Genomic DNA, 20,258 nt, shown 5'->3' with positions numbered 1-20,258 from the left:
GCTACATGTGCTCACACTTATCGGATGTTTAATAGTTAGCGATAATCCTTAGGGGGATTAGCTCAGCTGGGAGAGCACCTGCTTTGCAAGCAGGGGGTCGTCGGTTCGATCCCGTCATCCTCCACCACCCTCGAAGTTAGGCTTGGCTAATTTGGGCTAAACAGCTCTGTAAGCCACAGCATCATTGAGGATTGTCTTTAACGAAACATCATCGGCTGTTAGGAACGGTCATTTGAGGTTATCTATTTTCAGGGTATATTTGCAACGAATATACCCCGTCAATGAAAGGATACCCCAAAGTGCTCACAGACCGCTCAATCAAAGGCTTTAAGCCAAATCCCAACAAACAATTTAAGAAGTACGACGGCGATGGTCTATTTATGATCGTCACCCCAGCTGGAGGCAAACTCTGGCGTTTTCGCTATCTCCTCAATCAAAAAGATAATACCATCGCTTTGGGAAAATATCCTGAAGTGAGTCTCCTTGACGCGCGTCTCAAACGAGACGATTGCGCTCGTCTCATCGCAGAAGGTAAAGACCCTGCCGATTACAAAAAATCCCACTTTAAGTTTGATCCCTCAGATGTCAGCGATGCACCGAGCTTTGAAGCGGTAGCATTGGAATGGTTTGAAAAGAACCGTAGCAATTGGTCAGAAGGCTATGCCTTTCGTACCAGACGCATCATTTTTGAAGACCTTGCTGCCAAACTCCACAAACCCATCAACCAAATCGAATCACCCGATGTGCTGCATTGCCTTGACTCAATTGATGACCGAGGCACCACAGAGACCGCCATTCGCGCCCGTGCGCTGGCCAGTCGCATCTTCCGTTACGGTGTCGCACGTGGCTATTGTAAAACCGACCCAGCCGCAGTATTGGTCGGTGCCATCATTCCCAAGCCTGTGGTCAGTATGGCCGCCATCATTGAACCCAAGGCGGTTGGCCGCTTGCTGCGCAACATCAGCAAGTATGATGGGTTTATCGTGCGCCACTATCTGCGTTTTGTGGCTTATGTGTTTTTGCGCCCGACTGAGGCACGCTTGTTGGAGTGGACAGAGATTGACTGGGACAAGAAACTGATTGAAATCCCCGCCGAGAAGATGAAAATGGGGCTACCCCTACTCGTGCCCATGTCGGATCAAGTCATTGCTTTGCTCACCGCCATGAAAGCTGTGACAGGTCGCTACAAATACGTGTTTGCCTCAAAGGTCAAAGCCAATCGTTCGATTTCGGATGCCACCGCCCTTAAAGCGCTGCGCTTGATGGGCTACAAAGCCGATGAGATTGTGGTGCATGGTTTTCGTTCGACGGCATCGACCAACTTGTATGAGTCAAGACTCTGGCGTGGTGAAGTCATTGAACGACAACTCGCGCACGTCGAGAAAAACAAAGTGACCAAAGCCTATAACCGAGCGTTGTACATTGAAGAACGTACCGAAATGATGCAATGGTATGCCAACTACTTAGATGACTTGATGGCAGACCAAGTTAAATCTGCTGAACCGAAATCCGTGCCTATTGAACCTCAGACGGTTGTGGATGAGCCCAGCTTGGCCGAAATCAAAGAACGCGCCGAGTTAGCGCGCTTGACCGCCAAATACATGGCGGGTGTGTCACAGCCTCAGCCAGTCGCCGAAGTTGTGTGAGCGGGTTTACAGCGGTGTGTCTTTCAAATACTGGCGCCATTCCGACCAGTCATACAAGCCCATTGGGTTGGGTTTGGGGGCATCGGGATGGCTATTGCGAAACAGTTTGAGTTTGGACACGCTGCACCCGAGTTTGACTGCCAAATCTTTTAACTGCAAGTAAGGCTCATTCAATGGGTTGCTTTGTGCGACGATTTCCTTTTGTAAGGCCTCAATCTTTAAAATCAACGGTTCAATCGCTTCAGTCACACTCAAACGCACGGCATGAATGATGGCTTGTTCAATGCTGTTCATGTTCTAACCTCCTTAGAAAATCATTGATTCGTTGACCAATCCAACGTATGACGGGCACGGCCATGGAGTTGCCCAAGGCGATGTAGCGCGGTGTGTCTTTTGCGGGACCACCACGGTAGGGAACTTGGGTATAGTGGTCGGGAAAGCCTTGTAAGCGTTCGCACTCCACAGGCATCAAACGCCGCACTTCATACTGATGGCATACGGCCACTTTTTCTGCGCTGGTGGTCAGAGTCGGCGTGAGTTCTTCAAACACAGGCATACTGATGGCCGCCCCTGCATTGGATTGAAACGAGACCACGTGCATTTGGGCGCTGGCCAACAAAGTCGGAGCGGGCTTGTCAATCACCATGCTTGAACGATTGTGTGGGTTGGTGATTTGTGTCAAGTCAAAGGCCACCGCGTGACGGTCTGCGCTGGTCAAAGTGGGTGATAGGCCATCTTGTCCGACACCCAAGCCATTCCCGCCATGTTGCGGGGCTCGATCAATGATGTTGCCACTGATGGCGACGACATCGGCCACCAGAGTCTCCGAACCCAAGCCATTGGCTCCACCGGATGCCCGCAGTGTGCCGGCCACATTGGCTGGGCTAAATTGCGCAAAACCACTTTCGCTAAATGCTGGTGTCACTGCGGTACTGCTTGGTGTACCACGCTCGATAGCGCCTGTAACAGAAGATTTGGCAGTCTCTTGCCGCGTGTCACGGCTCGGCGCAAAATCCCGGCGCAGGCGGTGGTGCTCAAATAGTATTTGCGTGGGATCGATGTCGGTACGAGCACTTGCGATAAGAAAGACACGCTCGCGTCGTTGTGCCACGCCGAAATATTGGGCATCAAGAACCCGCCACGCGATGGTACGTTGGTGTCCATACACACAACCAGATTTTGTCCAGCGTGTCCCTGAAGGCTGCAATTCACAGCTGGCCCCAGCCAACGCCCCCAAAAAACAGCCAAAGGCGTTGTCTTTGGTGTTGAGCACGCCAGGGACATTTTCCCAGACGGCAATGGCTGGGGCTTGGTGGCGGGTGTGTCTAACAAGGTCAATTGCATCTAAAATCTCCACATAGGTGAGGGTTAAATTGCCACGGGCGTCTTGCAGGCTTTCTCGATTGCCTGCGACACTGAACGCTTGACAGGGTGTGCCACCCACCAACACATCTGGTGCAGCGGCTTCGCCTTTCAAAATCCGTGTGGGCAGTGTCGTCATATCGCCGTGGTTGACCACGTGGGGGTAATGCTCTGTCAATACGGCACAGGCAAAGGGATTGATTTCGCTGAACCACGCCGCTTGCCAACCCAAGGGCTGCCATGCCACCGTGGCCGCTTCAATGCCGCTACACACCGAGCCATATTGCATCGCTTGGGCCGCCATGACTACAGTCCCCCCACCAAATACTCAAGCGCTGCGGTGTCTCGGCTGTACCCATGCTGATGCGCAAAGATAATGAGCTGGCGCAGTTCTTCTTGCAAATGCGCGGGCAACTCTGCAACGGGGCGCGATAAGTCCACTGGATGGGTTTTGGGGGCATGGGTGCGTGTGACAGGGGGGCTCTCTTTCAACCACTGGGCTGAGACACTCTGCACTTGGCTGGCGGCTTGTTTCATAGCCAGTGCCTCCTTGTGTGCACCGATGCGCACACTGACCAACGCCGCAAAGTCGTCACAGGCTTTGCTGGCAATGTGGGCCAAATCGCCAAACAAAAACCGATAATCGTTAAAGTCCGCCAAATGAGCCAAGTTGGCCTGAATGATGCGAGCCTTGCCGTCAGCCTCGATTTTGAGGCGAGCCAACTCGTCAGACAGCGCACTTTGCATACTCGCTGTGCTCTTCTTGCCTTTGATCACCTCCGCAAACCGCACCGCAATCGGCGGCAATGCCGCACCCGCCAGTTGGGCATTCCAATCAAACACGTGGGCATTAAAGGCTTGTTGGGCTTTGACAATCAGATTGGTTTTGAGGGCATCCTTTTGTGATTTGACCAAACGCTCCAAGGTCAGGCGTTTGTTGCGCAGTGTCGCCGAAATGTGGTCTATGGTGCGAAACAGCTCATCAATGCTGGCGGTTTGTGCCAGTGCCGCGTCTTTGACCAGCACCAGCTTGTCTTCAGCCTCTTTACAAAACTTGACTGACTTCTCTGCTTGCGCAAAATCATCGTCTGTCTTTAAGTCGGTGTTGATGCCTGAAATGAAAGACTCGGCAGCCTTTTGATAAGCGGCGAGATTGCTCGATTTGACTGTGCCAATCAGCTCCAAGCTCAAGGCAGGCAGCGCCACAATTTCGGTGGTCTGTGGCACGCTGGCGGGTGCTACTGGCACATAGTCGGCCAAGTCTTTCTCAAATTGCAGCCAGCCATCGGCGATTTGCTGGGCCAGTCCTAAGTCCGACTCATACCAGAACACCACCTTGTCCACGAAGTTGTCTTGTTTGTCCCAATCAGAAGCCACAAACAAGCAGCGTTTCGCCCCTGATACCATCATTTGTTGCTCCATTTGGATTTTGTATTCCATCGGCAACTCTGCGGCAGAGCGACAGGCCTTTAAGGTCTGATTGAGCATTTTGTGCTCAAAACACACACGCTCATCCATGGGCAAGCCATCGAATGAGGCGCTGAGCTTGCCATCGACACCCACGCAAGGGTAGAGCTTCTCGCCGACAATGCCCTCGGCAATGTGCTGGCGTGCCAAGGCCTCGAAACGGTGGCCTTTGTCGAACAGCTTTTGTGTGAACGCATCAAACTCGGGTTTGAGTCCTGTCGCGTATTCGTGTAGTAAGGCGGTGCGGGTCTTCTGTGACGACTGAGCCATCATGGCGGGCGCATCACTGGCATTCCAGTGGGTTAAGCGGTGCTTGTGCCATTCGGGCGTGCCTTGGGTGAGGTTAATGGTTTGCATGAGTGGGTTCTCCTAATGCGGCCAGTGCCGCCAGTTGTGATTCGGTGAGGGTGTAGGTGGTTTCGAGCTTGTGGCGAATGCTGTGGCTGGTTTGACCATGGGTAATGAGACTGGCCCAAGCGGGCAGGCTTTGGTCAAACAGGTCTTGTGGATAGAGGGGCTTGTCTGGTGCGGTTGTGGTGGCAGCAGCAGGTGTTTCATGGACATGGGTGGCCACGTCAAGCTGATTGCGTGGATTCAATTCTGCTTGATGCCACAGGCTTAAGGCGGCACCGAATCGCATGGCTGCGTTGCGCAGCGCGTCGCCGATGGTCTCTTTGATGGCGTTGCCACCGACCTTGCCATCGGCGTGGCCGTAACCCAAGCGGGTCATGCCACAGACGGTCAATTTGATCCAAAGGCCGCCATAAGCATCAAACCGAGGCGTACCATCTTCATGAGCGGCCAGTGGTCGCCAATCCCACAGCGGGTCAACGGCCAACAAGCGTTTAGTCAATGCCGCATGGCCGACGTATTGAATGTGCTGAGCGGGTTGGCCGTGATGGCCGCCACAAGTCTCGCAATACTCGGCGGGTGCATTGGCATGGAGGGGTTTGGCCAGCAGCTTGATGTCCTCAGACGCAAAGGCATCTGATAACTGGCGCAATTGGTTGATGGCCGGCTTCATGCCTCGCCTCGGGGGACGTTAAAACGGGATGGACTGGTGAAGCGTCCAGCAAAAGAAGTTAAAAGCATGAATGGTCCTATCTGAAATCATGAGAAGCCAGATAGTAAAGCAATGCTTTTAATAAAGTCAAGCAAATATGGTTTATTCGCTTTATTAATCGTGCGCACAAAAAAAGCCGCTGAACAAACGTTCGGCGGCTTTTTTGTTATCGCTGCGTGTGGACGTACTGCTTGAGTGTCGCTACTGCGGTGTCGTACAGACTGGCAGGAATGTCCTTGTACGTCTTGGCGCCTGTGGCTTGGCTGATCTTCTCAAACAGCAGGGCTTGTGTGTCTTTGCAGCCGTTGTGGTGGCTGAGCAAAGTAATGCCTCTGACGATGGTACGAAGATTGCAGGCCTGTTTGTTGCTGATGACGGGCGGGTGCTCGATGGTTATGATCGCTTTTAAATCAATGTACGCATTGATAATCAAGTCGCCTGCCACAGTGATGTGATGAATTTGCATATTGTTATTGCCATCCCCACTGATTCTTTGCTGCTTGTCTGTCATCTATTGACTTCTCCTTTCATTTGCCGATGGTGATGTGGCCCATTTGGGTGTTGGTATTGTGATTCCCCTCAATGGTCTGTACATGGCTCGGCGGGTTGACTGCGGGTCGCTCATCGACTTTGCAGAATAATAAAAACATTTTAACGAATTGCTCAGAATCCAAATTGCCAACCGCTTGAGCGGCGGCATAGGCCTGAGCGGCAGCCTGCTTGGCCGTTTCAACAGGAATGCCCTGTCCGCTCATCACTGGGGCGGTGCTGTCCATGCCTGTGTGGTTTTGGTTGTTGATCAGCCACTCCAGACTCACATCGAGTGCCTGAGCGATGGCCGACAACCAGCCCTTATCTATTCGTCCTGTGGTAATCCAGCCACGCATCGCTTGGCTGCTCGGTGGTTTCACACCGAGAATCGCCCCTATTTTCTTGCCCATGGTGGTGCGCTTCATGTCTTTTTGCTTGAGTACCGCGTCGATTTTGTCGCCAATGTGCATGTCATGCTCCATTTATAAAGTGTTACTTGATTTTTGACAGTGTAGCGCACAAACAAAAAACAATCAATGTTTTATAAATTCGGTTATTGGTTGACTTAATAAAAGCATTGCTTTACTATTTGCAACAAATCACGGACAGGAGGTGACATGAGTCACAAGCAAAAAACGGTGGTCAATGAGGTGATTGCTGTGTTTGGCACAGCGGTCAAGTTGGCCAAAGCATTGAACATCACGGCACAGGCCATTCATTGTTGGAAAAGCAAAGGCGAAATTCCAAGGGCTCGTTGTATTGAAATTGAAAAAGCCACAGGCATCGCTTGCGAGCGTCTGAACCCCTCGATTGATTGGTCTTATTTGCGTCGAGAGGGTCCCGCCAGAAACTAAGGGAAGCGGATTATCCACGAAGTTTCACAAAAAGTCACTTAAAAATCGAATAAAAGCCTAAAAAAGGATGTCATGAGTCGCAACGAAACCATTTTAAAGCATTTGCAACGGGGCCAGTCCATCACCAACATGGCGGCCAGCCGTTTGTACCACATCACCAGTTTGCAAGAGGCCATCCGTGACCTGCGAGCGGCGGGGCACGTCATTCTCACGCAGATGGAGTTCCGCAATGGCAAACGCTATGGCCGCTATGTGCTGGTGGGTGAACCCGTATGAGCGTCAAGGTGATGTCCGCCGTGTTTGAGCGCTACCCCAATGGCGGTGGCGAAATGCTGCTGGCGTTGGCCTTGGCCGACCACGCCCATGACGATGGCACACGGGTGTTTCCCAAGGTGGAAACACTGGCCGAGAAAACCCGTCAATCCGTGCGCAGTGTGCAGTATCAGTTGCGCGGGATGGAGGCCTCTGGCTGGTTGATTTTGGTGAATAAAGGCAACGGCGGGCGCAGCTACACCCGAGAGTACTGTATTTGCAGCGATTGGCTAAACGGTGCAGAAATTGCACCGTTAAAAAAGGAGGCTGCGGAAGAGGATAAAGGGTGCAATTTGGAACATAAAGGGTGCAATCTGACGCATAAAGGGTGCAAAACAGAGCATGAAAGGGTGCAAACCGTTGCACCCGCATATAACCATCATGAATCATCAGTAACCATCAAAGAAACATCAACGCGCAAAAAACGCTCACCGTCGGCCACACCCTCCAAGCAAAAAAACAAAGCCGCACTGACCGTGGATGATTTGGTCGCCCTTGGTGTGAACGAGCAGGTGGCCATCGACTGGTTCGCCGTTCGGCGCGACAAGGGCAGCAAAACCCTGACCGTCACCGCCTTGAATGCGGTGGTACGAGAGGCGGCACAGGCACAACTGAGCCTGTCTGACGCCATCAAAGTCTCGATAGAGGCCAACTGGATTGGCTTTCGGGCAACGTGGTATGCCAGCCGCAACAAGGCCAGTCAATCCGCGTTTGCCGCCAGCAACCCAGCACAGAATCCCCGTGATTACAGGAAAGGTATTGGTTCCGATGGACGTTTTTAAACCACATCCGCAGCTTGCTCAGCATCAAAAACTCCGTGAGGTCAAGCGGGTTTGTCCGACCCACGGTGCGTATGTCGCAGGCGTGTATCGCTGGGGCGAAATGAACTGCAAGGCCTGCCATGAGGCCGCCCTGCGTGCCTCCGACAAAATCGAGCGCGACAGCCAACGCTTGGTCAGCATGGCCGAGCGGACTCGGCAAGCGCTGAATGCCGCGCACATCCCTGAGCGATTTGAAAACCGCTTTTTGTCCAACTACCAGCCGAGTTGTGAGGCATCGGCCTATGCGCTATCTGCCGCACAGCGGTATGCACAGGAGTTTGATGAACCGCAAGCCAAAGGGCGCAGCTTGATTTTCTGCGGCAACGTCGGTAATGGCAAAACCCATCTGGCCATCGGCATTGCCCATGAGCTGATTTTGCAACGGCGTTATCCGCTGTTTGTGTCGGTGCTCAACGCGGTGCGACACGTCAAAGACACATGGCGCAAAGACAGCCCGAGAAGTGAATCACAGGCCATCCGTGACTTCATTGAGCCGGACTTGTTGATTTTGGATGAAGTGGGTGTGCAGTTTGGCTCTGATACCGAAAAGCTCATCCTGTTCGACATCATCAATGGCCGCTACAACCGCAAAAAGTCCACCATCGTGCTGAGCAATTTGATGGTCAATGAATTGTCTGCCTACCTTGATGAGCGGGTGATTGACCGCTTGCGTGAGGGCGGTGGCATAGCCGTGCCGTTTACTTGGGCCTCTTACCGTGGCTGAGGTTTGGGGATTGAATATGAGTCGAGATGCCATGCACTGGGCCAGACATGCGACGACTCGCTCAGCCTTGCTCAATGTGATTGCAGGCTATCAGCGCCGTGATGCTCGATTTGAGCGGGTGGTCGATGCCCACCTCAAAGCAGGGCGGCTGTGCTGGGACGACGGCGTACTCAAAGTGGGGCAGTCGAATACCACCCATCACATCACCACGCCCTCTGGGCACACACACCATCTGTGAGACAACCATGATTCATAAAAAACAATTCATTGTGGTCAACGACGCCATTCGTGAGCGAGCGATAGCTGCACTTCAAGCCTTGCCACTCGGCATGGCGGTGCTCATGCAGGACACCACGCGCACCTTGGCACAAAACGCCGCCTTGTGGCCTGCCTTGCGCGATGTGGCCGAACAGGTGCTGTGGTGTGGCAAGCCACGCACCAAAGAACAATGGAAAGACATTTTTACAGGTTCATTTTTTCAGAGCGAATACGTGCCCAACATCGACGGCACGGGTGTGATTGCTTTGGGGCTTAAAACCAGCCTGTTGAGTAAGAAAGAGTTTGCTGAATTGCTTGAATACATCTATGCGTTTGGTGCCAACCATCAGGTGGAATTTAGACGAGACCGTGCTTATTGGCTGGCTTACTACCATCGACTGACCCAACCGAAGCGAGCCGCACATGCTTGAGAACACCATTGATGCAGCACAGGACTCATTCTACAGCCATGAGGCAGGCATTCACCTGTACCAGATGGACTGCATGGCTTACATGGCGCAGTTTCCCGATGGCTATTTTGATTTGGCGATTGTTGATCCGCCGTATGGCTTGCCCAAGAGTGCCAGCCAAGGGCGAGGGCGACTCAAATCGCGCTTGCTCAACACGGGCAACATTGGCCGTTGGGATGTGAAGCCAAGCCCTGCTTATTTCAAAGAGCTGTTTCGGGTCTCCAAGCAACAAATCATTTGGGGCGGCAACTACTTTGACTTGCAACCGACACGGTGTGTGATTGCATGGGACAAGTGCCAACCATGGCCGAACTTTAGCCAAGTCGAATTGGGCTGGACATCATTCAACAAGCCCGCCCCCTTGTTCAAATGCAGCAACCGCAGGGGCAAGAAAATACACCCGACCCAAAAACCGATCGAGTTGTACGAGTGGCAACTCCAAAAATTCGCCAAACCGGGTGACAAAATTCTCGACACCCATCTGGGCAGTGCTTCGAGCGCCATTGCAGCTTACAAGCTCGGCTTTGAGTTTCATGGCACCGAGTTGGACGAGACCTACTTTAAAGCCAGCGTTGAGCGATTCAAACAAGCCGTTCAACAAATCAACCTTTTTGAAAGAATGGAATGGACGCCTCCCCCTAACGGGCGAGGTCGATGATATTTGAGAACTGAAAAAGGTTCTCACTGTCAACGGCATCAAAGTGCCAAAATGGAGTTTCAAAACATACCATTTGAGACAGGAGAACCCGAAATGAATACTACCGTATATGGCATTGATATTGCAAAAAATGTATTTCAGTTGCATACCGTTGATATGACAACGGGCGAAGTGGTGAACAGACAAGTGAAGCGAGCCGTATTTTTAGAGCAGTTCGTCAACCTTGAGCCATGTTTAATTGGCATGGAAGCATGTGGTGGTGCGCAGCATTGGGCACGTAAGCTGACCGACATGGGTCACGAAGTCAGATTGATGTCAGGCAAGTTTGTCAAAGCCTTTGTCAATGGCAACAAAAGCGATGCAGCTGATGCACGGGGGATTTGGGTTGCTGTTCAACAGCATGGCACAAAGGTTATTGCGGTTAAAACTGAAGAGCAACAAGCAGTACTGGCTTTACATCGAATGAGGTCACAACTGATTAAGTTTCGTACGATGCAGGTAAATGCTCTTCGTGGTTTGCTGACTGAATACGGTGAGGTCATGGGAGTGGGTCGAGCCTCACTCAATCGCGCCATGAATGATGTGCTGGCAAGGTTAAACGAGCGTTTGCCAGCGATGTTGATTGACACGTTACGCGAGCAATATGCTCGACTAACACAACTCGACGAAGAGATTGCACAGATTGAAAGACGTTTGAACGATTGGAAGAAAGAGAGTCCAGCCTGTAAAGCCATCGCCGAAATACCTGGCGTGGGATTGCTTACTGCGACAGCGGCAGTCGCCACAATGGGCAACCCCAAAGCATTCAAGTCGGGGGCTGAGTTTGCGGCATTTTTAGGTTTGGTGCCCAGTCATACGGGTACAGGTGGCAAAGTTAGGCAGTTGGGCATGAGTGGTCGTGGCGACACGTATTTGCGAACGCTGCTGATACATGGTGCACGATCAGTGTTGACCCACGCTAAGCAGCCGACGATTTGGGTTGAGCAGATCAGTAAACGCAGACCCAAGAACGTGGTTGCAGTGGCATTGGCCAACAAAATGGCCCGAACGATTTGGGCGTTGTTGGCACATGACAGGCAATATCAGAAGGATTTTATCAGTGTCAAGCCAGTATAAAGGCTTTGGCGCAAACAACGCGCTCCTTGGTCTTTTACAAACCAAAAGACCAAGGTTTGATTAACAACTTTTAAAAGGATTGGCACGTCAAGCGTTACGCAAGCAACAAAAGAATGGGTATATAGGTTAGACCGTGATTCACCAAGCCTGAATGGTTGGCGGGGCATAAGCCCGTTGAAAGAATGAGGCGTGAATCAGCGAATTTCCATTGGAGTCCGCAGAAATCGTATCTTGTTATTCTGCAATAAGACTGGATATAGATTTGCGACCAACCTGCCATAAACATTCAATTTGTTCTTGCTTAACTGGAGGCGTCCATATAGCCAGCCATGAGCCACTACCGAAACGAGAAACTGCGCCGCGCGGTCGCCAGCTTGCCTTGTCAGGCAGAGGATTGCGGCATTGAGGGGCAAACACAAGCGAGTCACTCCAATCAATTGCGCGATGGCAAAGGCATGGGCATCAAAGCACACGACTACCGATTGGCCGCTTTGTGTGTGGCGTGCCACCAGCAGATTGACCAAGGCCGTGACTTGAGTCGGTCAGAGCGTCAGGAGCGTTGGGATGAGGCGCACCGCCGAACCATCGGCTTGTTGTTTGAGCGTGGGTTGGTGGTGGTCAAGTGATGAAATTAGTAACAAACACAGGAGGTGAATTATGGCTGTGATCCAAAAGAGCATCAAACAAGACCGCTTGTTTCGTGAGGTGGGTAAAACCCTGCGGGCAGTGCGCCACCACTTGAAATATTCATTGGATGAGGTAGCTGTCGGTACAGGACTCAACAAGTCCAAAATCAGTGAGATGGAAACCAATCAAGTGCCCATCAATCTATATGCCTTTGATGCACTGTCTAATTTTTATGGGGTATCAATGGACTACTTGGTGGGGCGTTCGTCAGAACCTTCTGAGTTGCGCAGTGCCGCCACCTACACCAAAATTTTCAAAGACACGCTCATGGGGCATTTGAATGCCATAGCAGTGATGTCGGCCAGTGCCATTGTCAACTCACGCGAGGGAGCCGAGTCTGCTTTGGCTTATAAAGCCGAATGTGAGCGACTGATTGCGGCATTCAATCGGTTTGTCGAACTCAATCCAGAGTTTGAAGACATGCGTGGTGGCGCATCGTTGGCTGCCAAGATAGAGCAATTGCGTACACAGGTCAATCGACACAACCACGAAGAGGTCAAACTCAAAGTGTCCTCCAATCCCTCGGACTGGGTGCGCTCGATTGGTGTCACCAAACAGGCACTGTCTCAACTCGATGGCGGTTTGAGCGATAACGATTTATTGATTGTCAGTCACGCGTTGAGCAAGGCTGCCAATCAGAGCAACGGCACAGGCTCGTTGTTTGAGGAGGTGGGCAGTGAGTGAGCATAGAGACAAAACAATCACCAAGACCACTAAACCACGTAAGCCAAGGGTCGCCAAGAAACCCACCAGCGAAGCGATGAAGCGTCACCTCAATCAAGTGCGTGTGACTGCACCCAAGGGAAACAACTATGCTAATGGTCATGGTCGCCCCACCTTGTATCAGCCTGAGTATGTGGCCGCCATACTCAAGTATTTTGATGAGGGTTGGCATCGTTGCTTAGAGGTGGGAGAAGATGCCCAAGAGAATACCAAAATCGTTGCCACTGACTTTGTGACGTTCAATGGTTTTGCTCGCACCATTGGTGTGAACGAAACCACGCTCAGAGCTTGGGCTCAAGCGGTTCATGAGGATGGCACACTCAAATATACAGAGTTTTCCCACGCTTACAGCCTATGCAAAGACATTCAGATTGACTTGGTGATTCGCGGCGGATTGACAGGGGCGTACAAAAGTGGATTTGCCACCTTGGCAGCCATGAACATCGCTGGTTGGAAAACCCAAGCCGAGACCACCAACGAGCACCACCACACAGGTGAGTCGGTTGAGCGTTTGCGCAAAATCACCGAAGAGAATCAACGCAAATCACAAGAGATGATGAGTCGAGTGGTGCAGCGACGTGAGGATGCTCAAACACCGAACAGCAAAGGCCAAGCCTAACCAGTGAGTCCCAATCTGCTGAATGATCCACGTTATGAGCGGTTTGTTGAGCTGTTTCAGAACGACCCGCTCGGCTTTGTCATGGGTGTGTGTGGCAGCTTGGTCAGTGATGACCAGCGCGAGTTACTCGAAGCGATTAAGCCCAACACCGCCCGCGTCTCGGTGGTGTCGGGCACAGGGACGGGAAAAACCAATATGTATGGCCGCATTGCGCTGTGGCACATGCTGTGTTTCCCTGTGGCGTATTACGATGGCAAGTACGAAATCGGCAGCAACACCTACATTGGTGCGGCCAAGGTCGAGCAGGTTGCTGAAGGTGTGTGGAAGGAGATGAACGACGCGCTGCTGCAAATCAAGCAGGGTGAGTTTGCTTGGATTGTGGACTACATACAAGCGCAGACAGACAGCTTTTACATCAAGGGCTATAAAACCCAGTGGTTTATTCACAAGTTTGCCATGCAAAAAGGCAGCGCGGTCAGCATTGCGGGCAAACACCGTTACTGGCAACTCATCATTGTCGATGAGGCCGCTGGTGTCGCTGATGAACACTACGATGTCATCAATGGCACGCAAACCCAAGGCGGCAATCGCACTTTGCTTGCCTCACAAGGGGCACGCAACGCAGGATTTTTTTACAACACCCACCACAGCTTATCCATTGCCAATGGCGGCAATTGGCACGACTTGAGGTTTTCGAGCGAAAACTCGCCGTTTGTGACCTTGGAGTGGCTCAAGAATGTTGAGTTTGAAAGCGGTGGCAAAAACAGTGTGGAGTACCGTGTTCGTGTGCTTGCTCAGTTTGCCGAAAATGAAAACGAGAACCTGCTTACCCGAGCGGCGCTTGAAACTTGCATTAAGCAACCCAGCCCGATACGAGCTGATGATGCATGGGGCTGGTTGTTGTTGGTGGACGTGGGCATGGGCGAATACCGTGATGATTCGGTGTGCGTGCTGGCTAAGGTCTGTGGGGATGATGATTTTGGTGACAATGCCCGTCGTATCGAATATGTGGATATTCCGATATGCACCAACAGCAAAGACATGACCGACTTTAGGGGGCTGGTCAGTGAGTTGTACGATAGTTTATCCAATGCCACCATTGTGGTTGATGCAGGCGGTGCGGGGGCTGAGTTTGCCAAGTTGCTGGAGCGTGACGGTAAAAACGTCAAACGCGTCAACTGGGGCAATCCGTGCTTTAAGAAAGCCTACAAGAACCGTTATTTTAATCTCAGGGCTTGCGCCATGGTTCGCTTCAGGGATGCGGTGCGTCAAGGCCGAATCAGCATCACGCCAAACCTTGAGCGTATTCTGAAAACCAAACTGCTGTTACAAGGTTCACGCTTACCGTACAGCTTCACAGAAGAGGGCGCACTGCGTTACAAGATGATGAGCAAAATTGACATGCGTGCCAAGGGCATCAAGTCACCTGACATTATTGATGCGATGAGTTTTGCATTTTTAGAGGATGTTTACTACAACGTTTCGGATGCGGCGCTGGATGTGAGTGGTGAGGAAGAGACAGCGGCAAATTTCCTTGAGGAAGCCAAGGCGTTGTTTGCTGAGATAAAATGAGTTTTTAACCACTTAGCCATTGATCAATATGACACACAATACTTTGACTGAAATTTTAGAGAAAATTGAATGCTATACGTGTAACTCCCGCTATAAGTTGATTCGTCATTTACCCGCTGAAAACAAAGGTGAGAAAGTACTCAGGCTATTGTTTAGCTGGAAAGGTTTTATTGCCTTGTGGTTGTTAGGGATGGTGCTGTTGTTTTGGTGGGTGTCTTATGAAATAGCGGATTTTTGGGCTCAATTTGTACGGGAATCATGGAGATTTAGATTCATCCTGTTTTTTATTTTTACTCTTTTAAGTACAGGTTTTACTATTTTATTTCAAGCCATAATTGGACTATTGGGCAAAGAGTTTACTGCTAAAAAGCTATTGCGAGAAGGTTTTACATATCTGCAAAAAGACAGCAGAGATTTTTTGGTGTTGCAGCGTTTTTTAGCGAGTAAAGCCTTGCCTGACCTGCAATGTGCCCATATTTTTTTTGCGAATAGCCCGCCGTTTAGTGTTTTTGCTATGCCTTTAAAAAAAGCAGTGGCTTGGGTGTTTTCATTTTTTGCAACGACTACGGCTGTGTTTACTTTTTTGTTAAAAGCAGGTGAATCTCAATCGCTTCTCAAGCAGTTAGAGTCCATGATAATGGCATCCAAAATGGAAGCGTTCCTTGCTTTAGAGATTGTCGTGCTAACATTCCTGTTGGTGGCTGTGTATTACATGACAACTGCCAATTGGTATGAGCAAAAGAACAAACGGGTGATTGCGTTGTTGGCACTGTTGATTGATCAAAAGCAGCACGATGAGTCAAAAGGCCAAAGGGCGAAAGGCTCATAAAAACGCTGCCTGCCAATGATTTAATGCTCATGTGTCACTGATGCATGAGCTCTTTTAAGGCAAGTCAATCACACAGTTAGCGTCATGATATGCCACAATTAACTAGGCTTTAACTGCTATTAATAATACAGCGAGCGGCGCGTACAATTTTGCTTCGTTGTCTAGTGCCTTAAAAACTATCTTGTTTTATTGTATTGAGTCTTATCCCCAAAACCCGTGAATAACCCTGTGGATAAGATTGGGACAAGGATAAAAAACCCTTGTGCGTCAATGAGTAAACCAAGATTGCTCAAAGTTTCAGCAGTGTAGATACTGATTCAATAAAAAACACGGTTTGAGTGACCGTGTTTTTTCATGTCTGAACCCCCAACTGTTTGAGAGATACCGCCACTTAGAATTGACCTTTAGCATTCGCAAAGCAAAAGGCAAGTATGGCACTCAAACACGACAAAGATGGCTTCTTAGTGGGGCGTGGCGGTAAAGATATTTTGGAGGTCATTCACGACAATACCGAAGAGATATTAAACCATGTCAAAGCCGTGCCACCCGCCCAGCCATCACCCAAACTGCACATCGGTTTAAAGCTGCCCAAAGCCAGTCCTCCAACACCACAATCCAAACCACGCAAGCAATCCCATGGCATTCGCCACCGTGATGCCAATGGCCGTTTTATCGAACGTGGTGCATTGCCGACAGCACAAGACAAAAAAATCAATCAAAGTCATGCGGTCACACACAAGGCGCAGCAGGAGCAAATCAAACTGCTCAAGCGTATGGCAAAACAAAAGACCTCTGACAAATCTTATCAACCCACGCCCAGTGTTTTGAGGGGCAAGGGGCTTAATCGAGCCGCAATGGAATTTGTGCAAGGTAAAGCGGCTGGTCAGAGCAGTGGTGCACCATCGAGCAAAACAAGTGGTTTTTTGGGAGGTTCAAAGAAACTACTCGGTGGAGTGGCTCGGGCTGGCGGAGGCTTGATGCGCCGACTGCCCGTGTTGGGTACGTTACTGGGATTGGGCACAGCGGCGTGGCAGATGTCGCGCTTGGGTGATGCCAATTTACCTGATGAGCAAAAGGGGCATCAAAAGGCAGGCGTTTGGGGCAAACTCGGTGGCGGCTTGGCAGGCGCTGCCGCAGGTGGTGTGGCGGGTGCCACCATTGGCTCAGTAGTGCCTGTTGTCGGTACGGCATTGGGCGGCATGATTGGTGCTGCGATTGGCAGCATGGAGGGTGAGCAGATCGGACAAAACGTTGGTGAATGGTTGTACCAAAAGGATTGGAAAAGCGCGTGGGACAACACACGCCATGACATGACCACATTGTTTGGTCACAGCACCCGCTCATTGACTACTTTTGCACAAAATGCCTTTGAGCGTTTCCAAGCCACGTTTCCGGTGATTGCAGGCCATATTCAAGCCATGGCGCAAAGTGTTCAAGATGTTGCTAAAACCGCCATGTCAAATGTCATGGATGGGATTCAGGCTGCAAAAGACGCGTTTCACGACCACAACGTGCAAGGCGCTAATCCCGATGGCACGCCAACCACAGCGCAGAAAATGGGGGCAGCGGTGGGTAGTGCGACCAGAACCAGCGTTGATTGGTTGAAATCAAAAAATCCATTTAGTTACGAGGGACTCAAACTCAAAGCGGGCGCGACCAATGGCGGTACAACTGAGAATGGGCTCACAGCCATGGTACATGCGATCAATGACCGATTTGGTAAAGACGTATTGCGTCACGCCTCATTGAACGATGAATATCATAAAAACATGGGTTATCACTCATTGCACAAAGATGGCTTGGGGTTTGATACCACGTTTGACTCGGCCAACCAAATGCAAGCCAAGGGGCTCAACAATGGCAAAAACACCGCCGCCAAGCAGCGTTACAACGAAATCAAACAATACGTCGAATCCATGGGCTTTACGGTGGGCGGCAAAGGCACAGACATTCAGTTGATTGACGAATACAACAACAAATCCAAAAAAGCCACAGGCGGTCACATTCACTTTGCGTTTCGCAACAAGGGTGCGGCCAAGCGGTACGAGGACATGGTGCGCCATGGGCTACCCAGCTTGACCCAGTCAGCCGTCCCATTGACACAAACCACACCAACCATCACTACAGGTGCAAGCCAGCAAATCATCAAACCCAAAGGTGCTAAAGGCTCATTCACCATGGCACAGTTGAATCAAACCTTTGCCCTCGATGACAAACTCGGTTTGCAGCGTGGGATGGTTGCGGGTCAAATGTACCAAGAAAGCAAACTCGATCCCAACGCAGTCAGCCACGCGGGTGCGAAAGGCTGGGCACAAATCATGCCAAAAACTCAAGCGGGACATGAGGCAGATGCCAAACGAACGTTCAACCCTGCCAATTTTGAGGATGCCCTCAAAATGCAGGAAATGAGCCTAAACACATTCCGTTATAAGAATGGCAAACGCGCACTGGGCAAAGTATCAGATGAAGCCATGTTCAGAGGCTATAATGGCGGCTGGAATGGTCAAGCGGGCAAACTTAATGGTGCTGAGAACCGAGAATACTATGCCAAGGTGATGGCGGGGCGGCAATTGGTTTTAGCGGCCATGGGCAACGTATCCACACCGCCCAAGTCTAAGACAGCACAACCGAATAAACCCGCTTATCCCATTACAGGTGTCACTCCTCAAACCATTGGCTCACCAATGATTCATCAAGTTACCGCACCAAGCATTCAAACCCCAGCCATTGCCACACAGGCCATCGCTGTGCCCAGTATCACCGTAGCGAGCAGCTCAAGCCAACGCACGCAAGTGCCTGTTGTTCCAGACTCAAACCCACCACAAGCCCCTTATTTGGCACACAAAAGTCTGTCTCAACGAGTCAGTCATGACAAAATCGCATGGGCGGTCTCAGGAGGGATTGGCATAGCATAGCCATTAGGTCAAGAGAAGGTTTTTGAGTGACGGGCGATAATGTGTAAAAAGATAAATAGCTTTTAGCATTGGGCTTCACATGATGCCCCCAGTGTGCAGGTGGCACAAGAGGTTGGTGACCGAGGAATGGGGCGCATCGCCTCGGCTGGGTGTGTGTGAGGAGGGGTGTTTATGGCAGTCCCAATTGACATCAGTGAAATCAATAGAGACTTAGCGGATTTGCTTCAAATTATTGATGACTGGCTTTGGCGCGAATAATTAAATCAATCAATTGAATCATGGCTTGTTGTTCTTCTTCTGACAAAGTGCTGATGCGGTTAAATAGCATAGACTGTGTCGGCGAGAACTGGGGTAAGTCATCGGGCGATTCATAACCTGTGCGCAACCAGTGCACGGAAACATTGAACCAAGCAGCCAAAGTCAGGAGGTATGGCTCCGATGGCATGAACTGACCTGTCATCCAATAATGCACAGCTGTGTCGCTGACAGGTTTGCCTTTGTGTCGTAAGTTAAATTGAATTGCCACTTCTCTGGCGGTTTTGAGTTTGGGGGCGACTGTTTCTAATAGTAATAGAAACCGCTCGGTAAATAATTGTGCTTCCGTTTGAGTCAGAGTGTTCATGGGCAAATTATCCAACCATGACAAGACCAACAAAAAAGTATAGATTTGATTTATTTTAAATAATAGCTTATAGTCTCGGAAATGCTGAGTTATCCCCCAGCATTTAATTGCCAGTCCTCTTGCCAAAAGGTATAATGGCAGGTTAATTTTCTGCTCAATACCATAAGCCCCCTCATTCATGCGTTTCAATCACAGCGTTCGGATTTTGTTCACCGCAGGCATCTTGATGATGCCTGTGCTTTTGCGTGCACAAGCAGCGCCAACATTGCCAGACATCCAAACCGACGAGTTGCGCCGTGCCCAAGATCGAGCAAAGCAAGTACAAGAACAGCAGCCACCGGCGCCTGATGTTCGTTTGGATGGAGAGCAGGCCAAAGATAAGCCTGTCACCATCACGCTGCCATTGACTGAATCGCCGAGCTTTCTTATCAAGCACATTGAGCTGGTTGGTGATTCTGCGCAGACGTTCGGGTTTGCATTGGATAAAGCCCTGAACCAAACGGGTTTGATGGCGATTGACACACAGTCAGGCGAGCGCATTATTGTCACGCAAGCGAATCATCGAGTGAAAGGTCAACTNTCATGACCGCTGCACAGAACGCTATTATTGACCGTGGTTACACCACCACACGCATTCTTGCGGAACCGCAAGACCTTAAAAGTGGCACTTTGCAGCTCACCGTCATTCCTGGTCGAGTACGCAACATCACATTTGACCAAACGAACGCGGATAAGACCAATGTCACGCGTGCGCATAGCTTCAATGCGCTACCGATTAAAGAGGGCGACATCCTCAATCTGCGTGACATCGAAATGGGTTTAGAAAACCTCAAACGCGTGCCCACAGTTGAAGCCGACATCAAAGTCGCACCGGCTGACAAACCCAACGAATCGGACCTCATCATCACTTGGGCACAGAAGTCCATCCCGTTTCGTGGCAACCTCACATTAGACGACACAGGTGCTCGCAGCACGGGCAAATATCAGGGTGGCGCGACGTTGTCCATCG

At 50.7% G+C, this 20,258-nt stretch carries 23 protein-coding genes and 1 tRNA gene; 17 read left to right on the top strand and 7 right to left on the bottom strand.

What is annotated here, in order from left to right:
* The first annotated feature begins 51 nt into the window (after positions 1–51).
* Together IE082_RS10670 and IE082_RS10665 are read left to right on the top strand one after the other, a co-directional pair.
* Positions 52–127 (top strand) — tRNA-Ala (locus IE082_RS10670).
* A 154-nt stretch (positions 128–281) separates the two neighbouring features.
* Entirely contained in the window at positions 282–1,646 is a 1,365-nt protein-coding gene (locus tag IE082_RS10665; RefSeq protein WP_189493894.1) for a tyrosine-type recombinase/integrase, read from the top strand.
* Between the two features lie 6 nt (positions 1,647–1,652).
* Here the strand turns inward: IE082_RS10665 and IE082_RS10660 are convergent, their stop codons facing one another.
* From IE082_RS10660 to IE082_RS10635, 6 genes are all read right to left on the bottom strand, one after another.
* A complete protein-coding gene (locus IE082_RS10660; RefSeq protein ID WP_189493893.1) occupies positions 1,653–1,940 on the bottom strand; it encodes a hypothetical protein in 288 nt (95 codons plus the stop codon).
* Positions 1,927–3,312, bottom strand: coding sequence for a DNA cytosine methyltransferase (locus IE082_RS10655; protein WP_229809829.1), 1,386 nt, complete (start codon positions 3,310–3,312; stop codon positions 1,927–1,929). Before IE082_RS10655 ends, IE082_RS10660 begins: the two co-directional genes overlap by 14 nt.
* Before the next feature lie 2 nt (positions 3,313–3,314).
* Positions 3,315–4,832, bottom strand: coding sequence for a YqaJ viral recombinase family protein (locus IE082_RS10650; RefSeq protein ID WP_189493892.1), 1,518 nt, complete (start codon positions 4,830–4,832; stop codon positions 3,315–3,317).
* Positions 4,819–5,499 carry a hypothetical protein gene (locus IE082_RS10645; protein WP_189493891.1) on the bottom strand — a complete coding sequence of 227 codons (681 nt, stop codon included), beginning with the start codon at positions 5,497–5,499 and terminating at the stop codon, positions 4,819–4,821. The genes IE082_RS10650 and IE082_RS10645 overlap by 14 nt, the downstream gene beginning before the upstream one ends.
* Before the next feature lie 205 nt (positions 5,500–5,704).
* Positions 5,705–6,049: a hypothetical protein gene (locus tag IE082_RS10640; protein ID WP_189493890.1), complete on the bottom strand. Its 345-nt coding sequence runs from the start codon at positions 6,047–6,049 to the stop codon at positions 5,705–5,707.
* A 16-nt stretch (positions 6,050–6,065) separates the two neighbouring features.
* Positions 6,066–6,539: a hypothetical protein gene (locus IE082_RS10635; RefSeq protein ID WP_189493889.1), complete on the bottom strand. Its 474-nt coding sequence runs from the start codon at positions 6,537–6,539 to the stop codon at positions 6,066–6,068.
* Between the two features lie 147 nt (positions 6,540–6,686).
* Between IE082_RS10635 and IE082_RS10630 the strand changes: the two genes are divergently transcribed.
* From IE082_RS10630 to IE082_RS10560, 14 genes are all read left to right on the top strand, one after another.
* Positions 6,687–6,923 (top strand): transcriptional regulator, encoded by a 237-nt coding sequence (locus IE082_RS10630; RefSeq protein ID WP_189493888.1) that lies wholly within the window; start codon positions 6,687–6,689, stop codon positions 6,921–6,923.
* Between the two features lie 72 nt (positions 6,924–6,995).
* Positions 6,996–7,199: a helix-turn-helix domain-containing protein gene (locus IE082_RS10625; protein WP_189493887.1), complete on the top strand. Its 204-nt coding sequence runs from the start codon at positions 6,996–6,998 to the stop codon at positions 7,197–7,199.
* Complete coding sequence (locus IE082_RS11305) at positions 7,196–8,017, top strand: helix-turn-helix domain-containing protein (RefSeq protein WP_229809828.1); 822 nt, start codon at positions 7,196–7,198, stop codon at positions 8,015–8,017. The genes IE082_RS10625 and IE082_RS11305 overlap by 4 nt, the downstream gene beginning before the upstream one ends.
* The gene (locus tag IE082_RS10610; protein WP_229809827.1) at positions 8,004–8,780 is read left to right on the top strand and encodes an ATP-binding protein; all 777 of its coding nucleotides are present in this window, start codon (positions 8,004–8,006) and stop codon (positions 8,778–8,780) included. Before IE082_RS11305 ends, IE082_RS10610 begins: the two co-directional genes overlap by 14 nt.
* A gap of 16 nt (positions 8,781–8,796) precedes the next feature.
* Positions 8,797–9,018, top strand: a complete 222-nt coding sequence (locus IE082_RS10605) for a hypothetical protein (protein ID WP_189493885.1) — start codon at positions 8,797–8,799, stop codon at positions 9,016–9,018.
* A 7-nt stretch (positions 9,019–9,025) separates the two neighbouring features.
* Positions 9,026–9,469, top strand: coding sequence for a recombination protein NinB (locus IE082_RS10600; RefSeq protein ID WP_189493884.1), 444 nt, complete (start codon positions 9,026–9,028; stop codon positions 9,467–9,469).
* Positions 9,462–10,166, top strand: a complete 705-nt coding sequence (locus tag IE082_RS10595) for a DNA methyltransferase (RefSeq protein ID WP_229809826.1) — start codon at positions 9,462–9,464, stop codon at positions 10,164–10,166. The genes IE082_RS10600 and IE082_RS10595 overlap by 8 nt, the downstream gene beginning before the upstream one ends.
* Before the next feature lie 93 nt (positions 10,167–10,259).
* Entirely contained in the window at positions 10,260–11,282 is a 1,023-nt protein-coding gene (locus tag IE082_RS10590) for an IS110 family RNA-guided transposase (protein WP_189493883.1), read from the top strand.
* A 329-nt stretch (positions 11,283–11,611) separates the two neighbouring features.
* Positions 11,612–11,908, top strand: a complete 297-nt coding sequence (locus tag IE082_RS10585; protein ID WP_189493882.1) for a hypothetical protein — start codon at positions 11,612–11,614, stop codon at positions 11,906–11,908.
* 31 nt (positions 11,909–11,939) lie between these two features.
* Positions 11,940–12,653 (top strand): helix-turn-helix domain-containing protein, encoded by a 714-nt coding sequence (locus IE082_RS10580; RefSeq protein ID WP_189493881.1) that lies wholly within the window; start codon positions 11,940–11,942, stop codon positions 12,651–12,653.
* Positions 12,646–13,311 carry a hypothetical protein gene (locus IE082_RS10575; RefSeq protein WP_189493880.1) on the top strand — a complete coding sequence of 222 codons (666 nt, stop codon included), beginning with the start codon at positions 12,646–12,648 and terminating at the stop codon, positions 13,309–13,311. Before IE082_RS10580 ends, IE082_RS10575 begins: the two co-directional genes overlap by 8 nt.
* 3 nt (positions 13,312–13,314) lie before the next feature.
* Positions 13,315–14,883: a hypothetical protein gene (locus tag IE082_RS10570; RefSeq protein ID WP_189493879.1), complete on the top strand. Its 1,569-nt coding sequence runs from the start codon at positions 13,315–13,317 to the stop codon at positions 14,881–14,883.
* A gap of 28 nt (positions 14,884–14,911) precedes the next feature.
* Positions 14,912–15,712: a hypothetical protein gene (locus IE082_RS10565; RefSeq protein ID WP_189493878.1), complete on the top strand. Its 801-nt coding sequence runs from the start codon at positions 14,912–14,914 to the stop codon at positions 15,710–15,712.
* Positions 15,713–16,143: 431 nt separating this feature from the next.
* On the top strand, positions 16,144–18,627 hold the full coding sequence (locus IE082_RS10560; protein WP_189493877.1) for a transglycosylase SLT domain-containing protein: 2,484 nt from the start codon (positions 16,144–16,146) through the stop codon (positions 18,625–18,627).
* Positions 18,628–18,856: 229 nt separating this feature from the next.
* Here the strand turns inward: IE082_RS10560 and IE082_RS10555 are convergent, their stop codons facing one another.
* Entirely contained in the window at positions 18,857–19,249 is a 393-nt protein-coding gene (locus tag IE082_RS10555; protein WP_189493876.1) for a hypothetical protein, read from the bottom strand.
* 582 nt (positions 19,250–19,831) lie between these two features.
* Here IE082_RS10555 and IE082_RS10545 point away from each other — a divergent pair.
* Positions 19,832–20,258, top strand: a 427-nt coding sequence (locus IE082_RS10545) for a POTRA domain-containing protein (RefSeq protein WP_189493874.1), incomplete at its 3' end; no start/stop codon positions are given.

The sequence above is a fragment of the Formosimonas limnophila genome (genome assembly GCF_014652675.1).
Taxonomy (GTDB): Bacteria; Pseudomonadota; Gammaproteobacteria; order Burkholderiales; family Burkholderiaceae; genus Hydromonas; species Hydromonas limnophila.
The sequence above is the reverse complement of the archived record's forward strand: the minus strand, read 5'-3'. Positions and strand labels throughout refer to the sequence as shown.

Bases quoted from the DNA above. Each gene is read 5' to 3' on its own strand.
- IE082_RS10600 (WP_189493884.1), top strand. From the start codon at position 9,026: ATGATTCATAAAAAACAATTCATTGTGGTCAACGACGCCATTCGTGAG.
- IE082_RS10590 (WP_189493883.1), top strand. From the start codon at position 10,260: ATGAATACTACCGTATATGGCATTGATATTGCAAAAAATGTATTTCAG.
- IE082_RS10660 (WP_189493893.1), bottom strand. From the start codon at position 1,940: ATGAACAGCATTGAACAAGCCATCATTCATGCCGTGCGTTTGAGTGTG.
- IE082_RS10640 (WP_189493890.1), bottom strand. From the start codon at position 6,049: ATGACAGACAAGCAGCAAAGAATCAGTGGGGATGGCAATAACAATATG.
- IE082_RS10635 (WP_189493889.1), bottom strand. From the start codon at position 6,539: ATGCACATTGGCGACAAAATCGACGCGGTACTCAAGCAAAAAGACATG.
- IE082_RS10665 (WP_189493894.1), top strand. From the start codon at position 282: ATGAAAGGATACCCCAAAGTGCTCACAGACCGCTCAATCAAAGGCTTT.
- IE082_RS10580 (WP_189493881.1), top strand. From the start codon at position 11,940: ATGGCTGTGATCCAAAAGAGCATCAAACAAGACCGCTTGTTTCGTGAG.
- IE082_RS10560 (WP_189493877.1), top strand. From the start codon at position 16,144: ATGGCACTCAAACACGACAAAGATGGCTTCTTAGTGGGGCGTGGCGGT.
- IE082_RS10610 (WP_229809827.1), top strand. From the start codon at position 8,004: ATGGACGTTTTTAAACCACATCCGCAGCTTGCTCAGCATCAAAAACTC.
- IE082_RS10655 (WP_229809829.1), bottom strand. From the start codon at position 3,312: ATGGCGGCCCAAGCGATGCAATATGGCTCGGTGTGTAGCGGCATTGAA.
- IE082_RS10595 (WP_229809826.1), top strand. From the start codon at position 9,462: ATGCTTGAGAACACCATTGATGCAGCACAGGACTCATTCTACAGCCAT.
- IE082_RS10630 (WP_189493888.1), top strand. From the start codon at position 6,687: ATGAGTCACAAGCAAAAAACGGTGGTCAATGAGGTGATTGCTGTGTTT.
- IE082_RS11305 (WP_229809828.1), top strand. From the start codon at position 7,196: ATGAGCGTCAAGGTGATGTCCGCCGTGTTTGAGCGCTACCCCAATGGC.
- IE082_RS10650 (WP_189493892.1), bottom strand. From the start codon at position 4,832: ATGCAAACCATTAACCTCACCCAAGGCACGCCCGAATGGCACAAGCAC.
- IE082_RS10565 (WP_189493878.1), top strand. From the start codon at position 14,912: ATGACACACAATACTTTGACTGAAATTTTAGAGAAAATTGAATGCTAT.
- IE082_RS10555 (WP_189493876.1), bottom strand. From the start codon at position 19,249: ATGAACACTCTGACTCAAACGGAAGCACAATTATTTACCGAGCGGTTT.
- IE082_RS10625 (WP_189493887.1), top strand. From the start codon at position 6,996: ATGAGTCGCAACGAAACCATTTTAAAGCATTTGCAACGGGGCCAGTCC.
- IE082_RS10585 (WP_189493882.1), top strand. From the start codon at position 11,612: ATGAGCCACTACCGAAACGAGAAACTGCGCCGCGCGGTCGCCAGCTTG.
- IE082_RS10645 (WP_189493891.1), bottom strand. From the start codon at position 5,499: ATGAAGCCGGCCATCAACCAATTGCGCCAGTTATCAGATGCCTTTGCG.
- IE082_RS10605 (WP_189493885.1), top strand. From the start codon at position 8,797: ATGAGTCGAGATGCCATGCACTGGGCCAGACATGCGACGACTCGCTCA.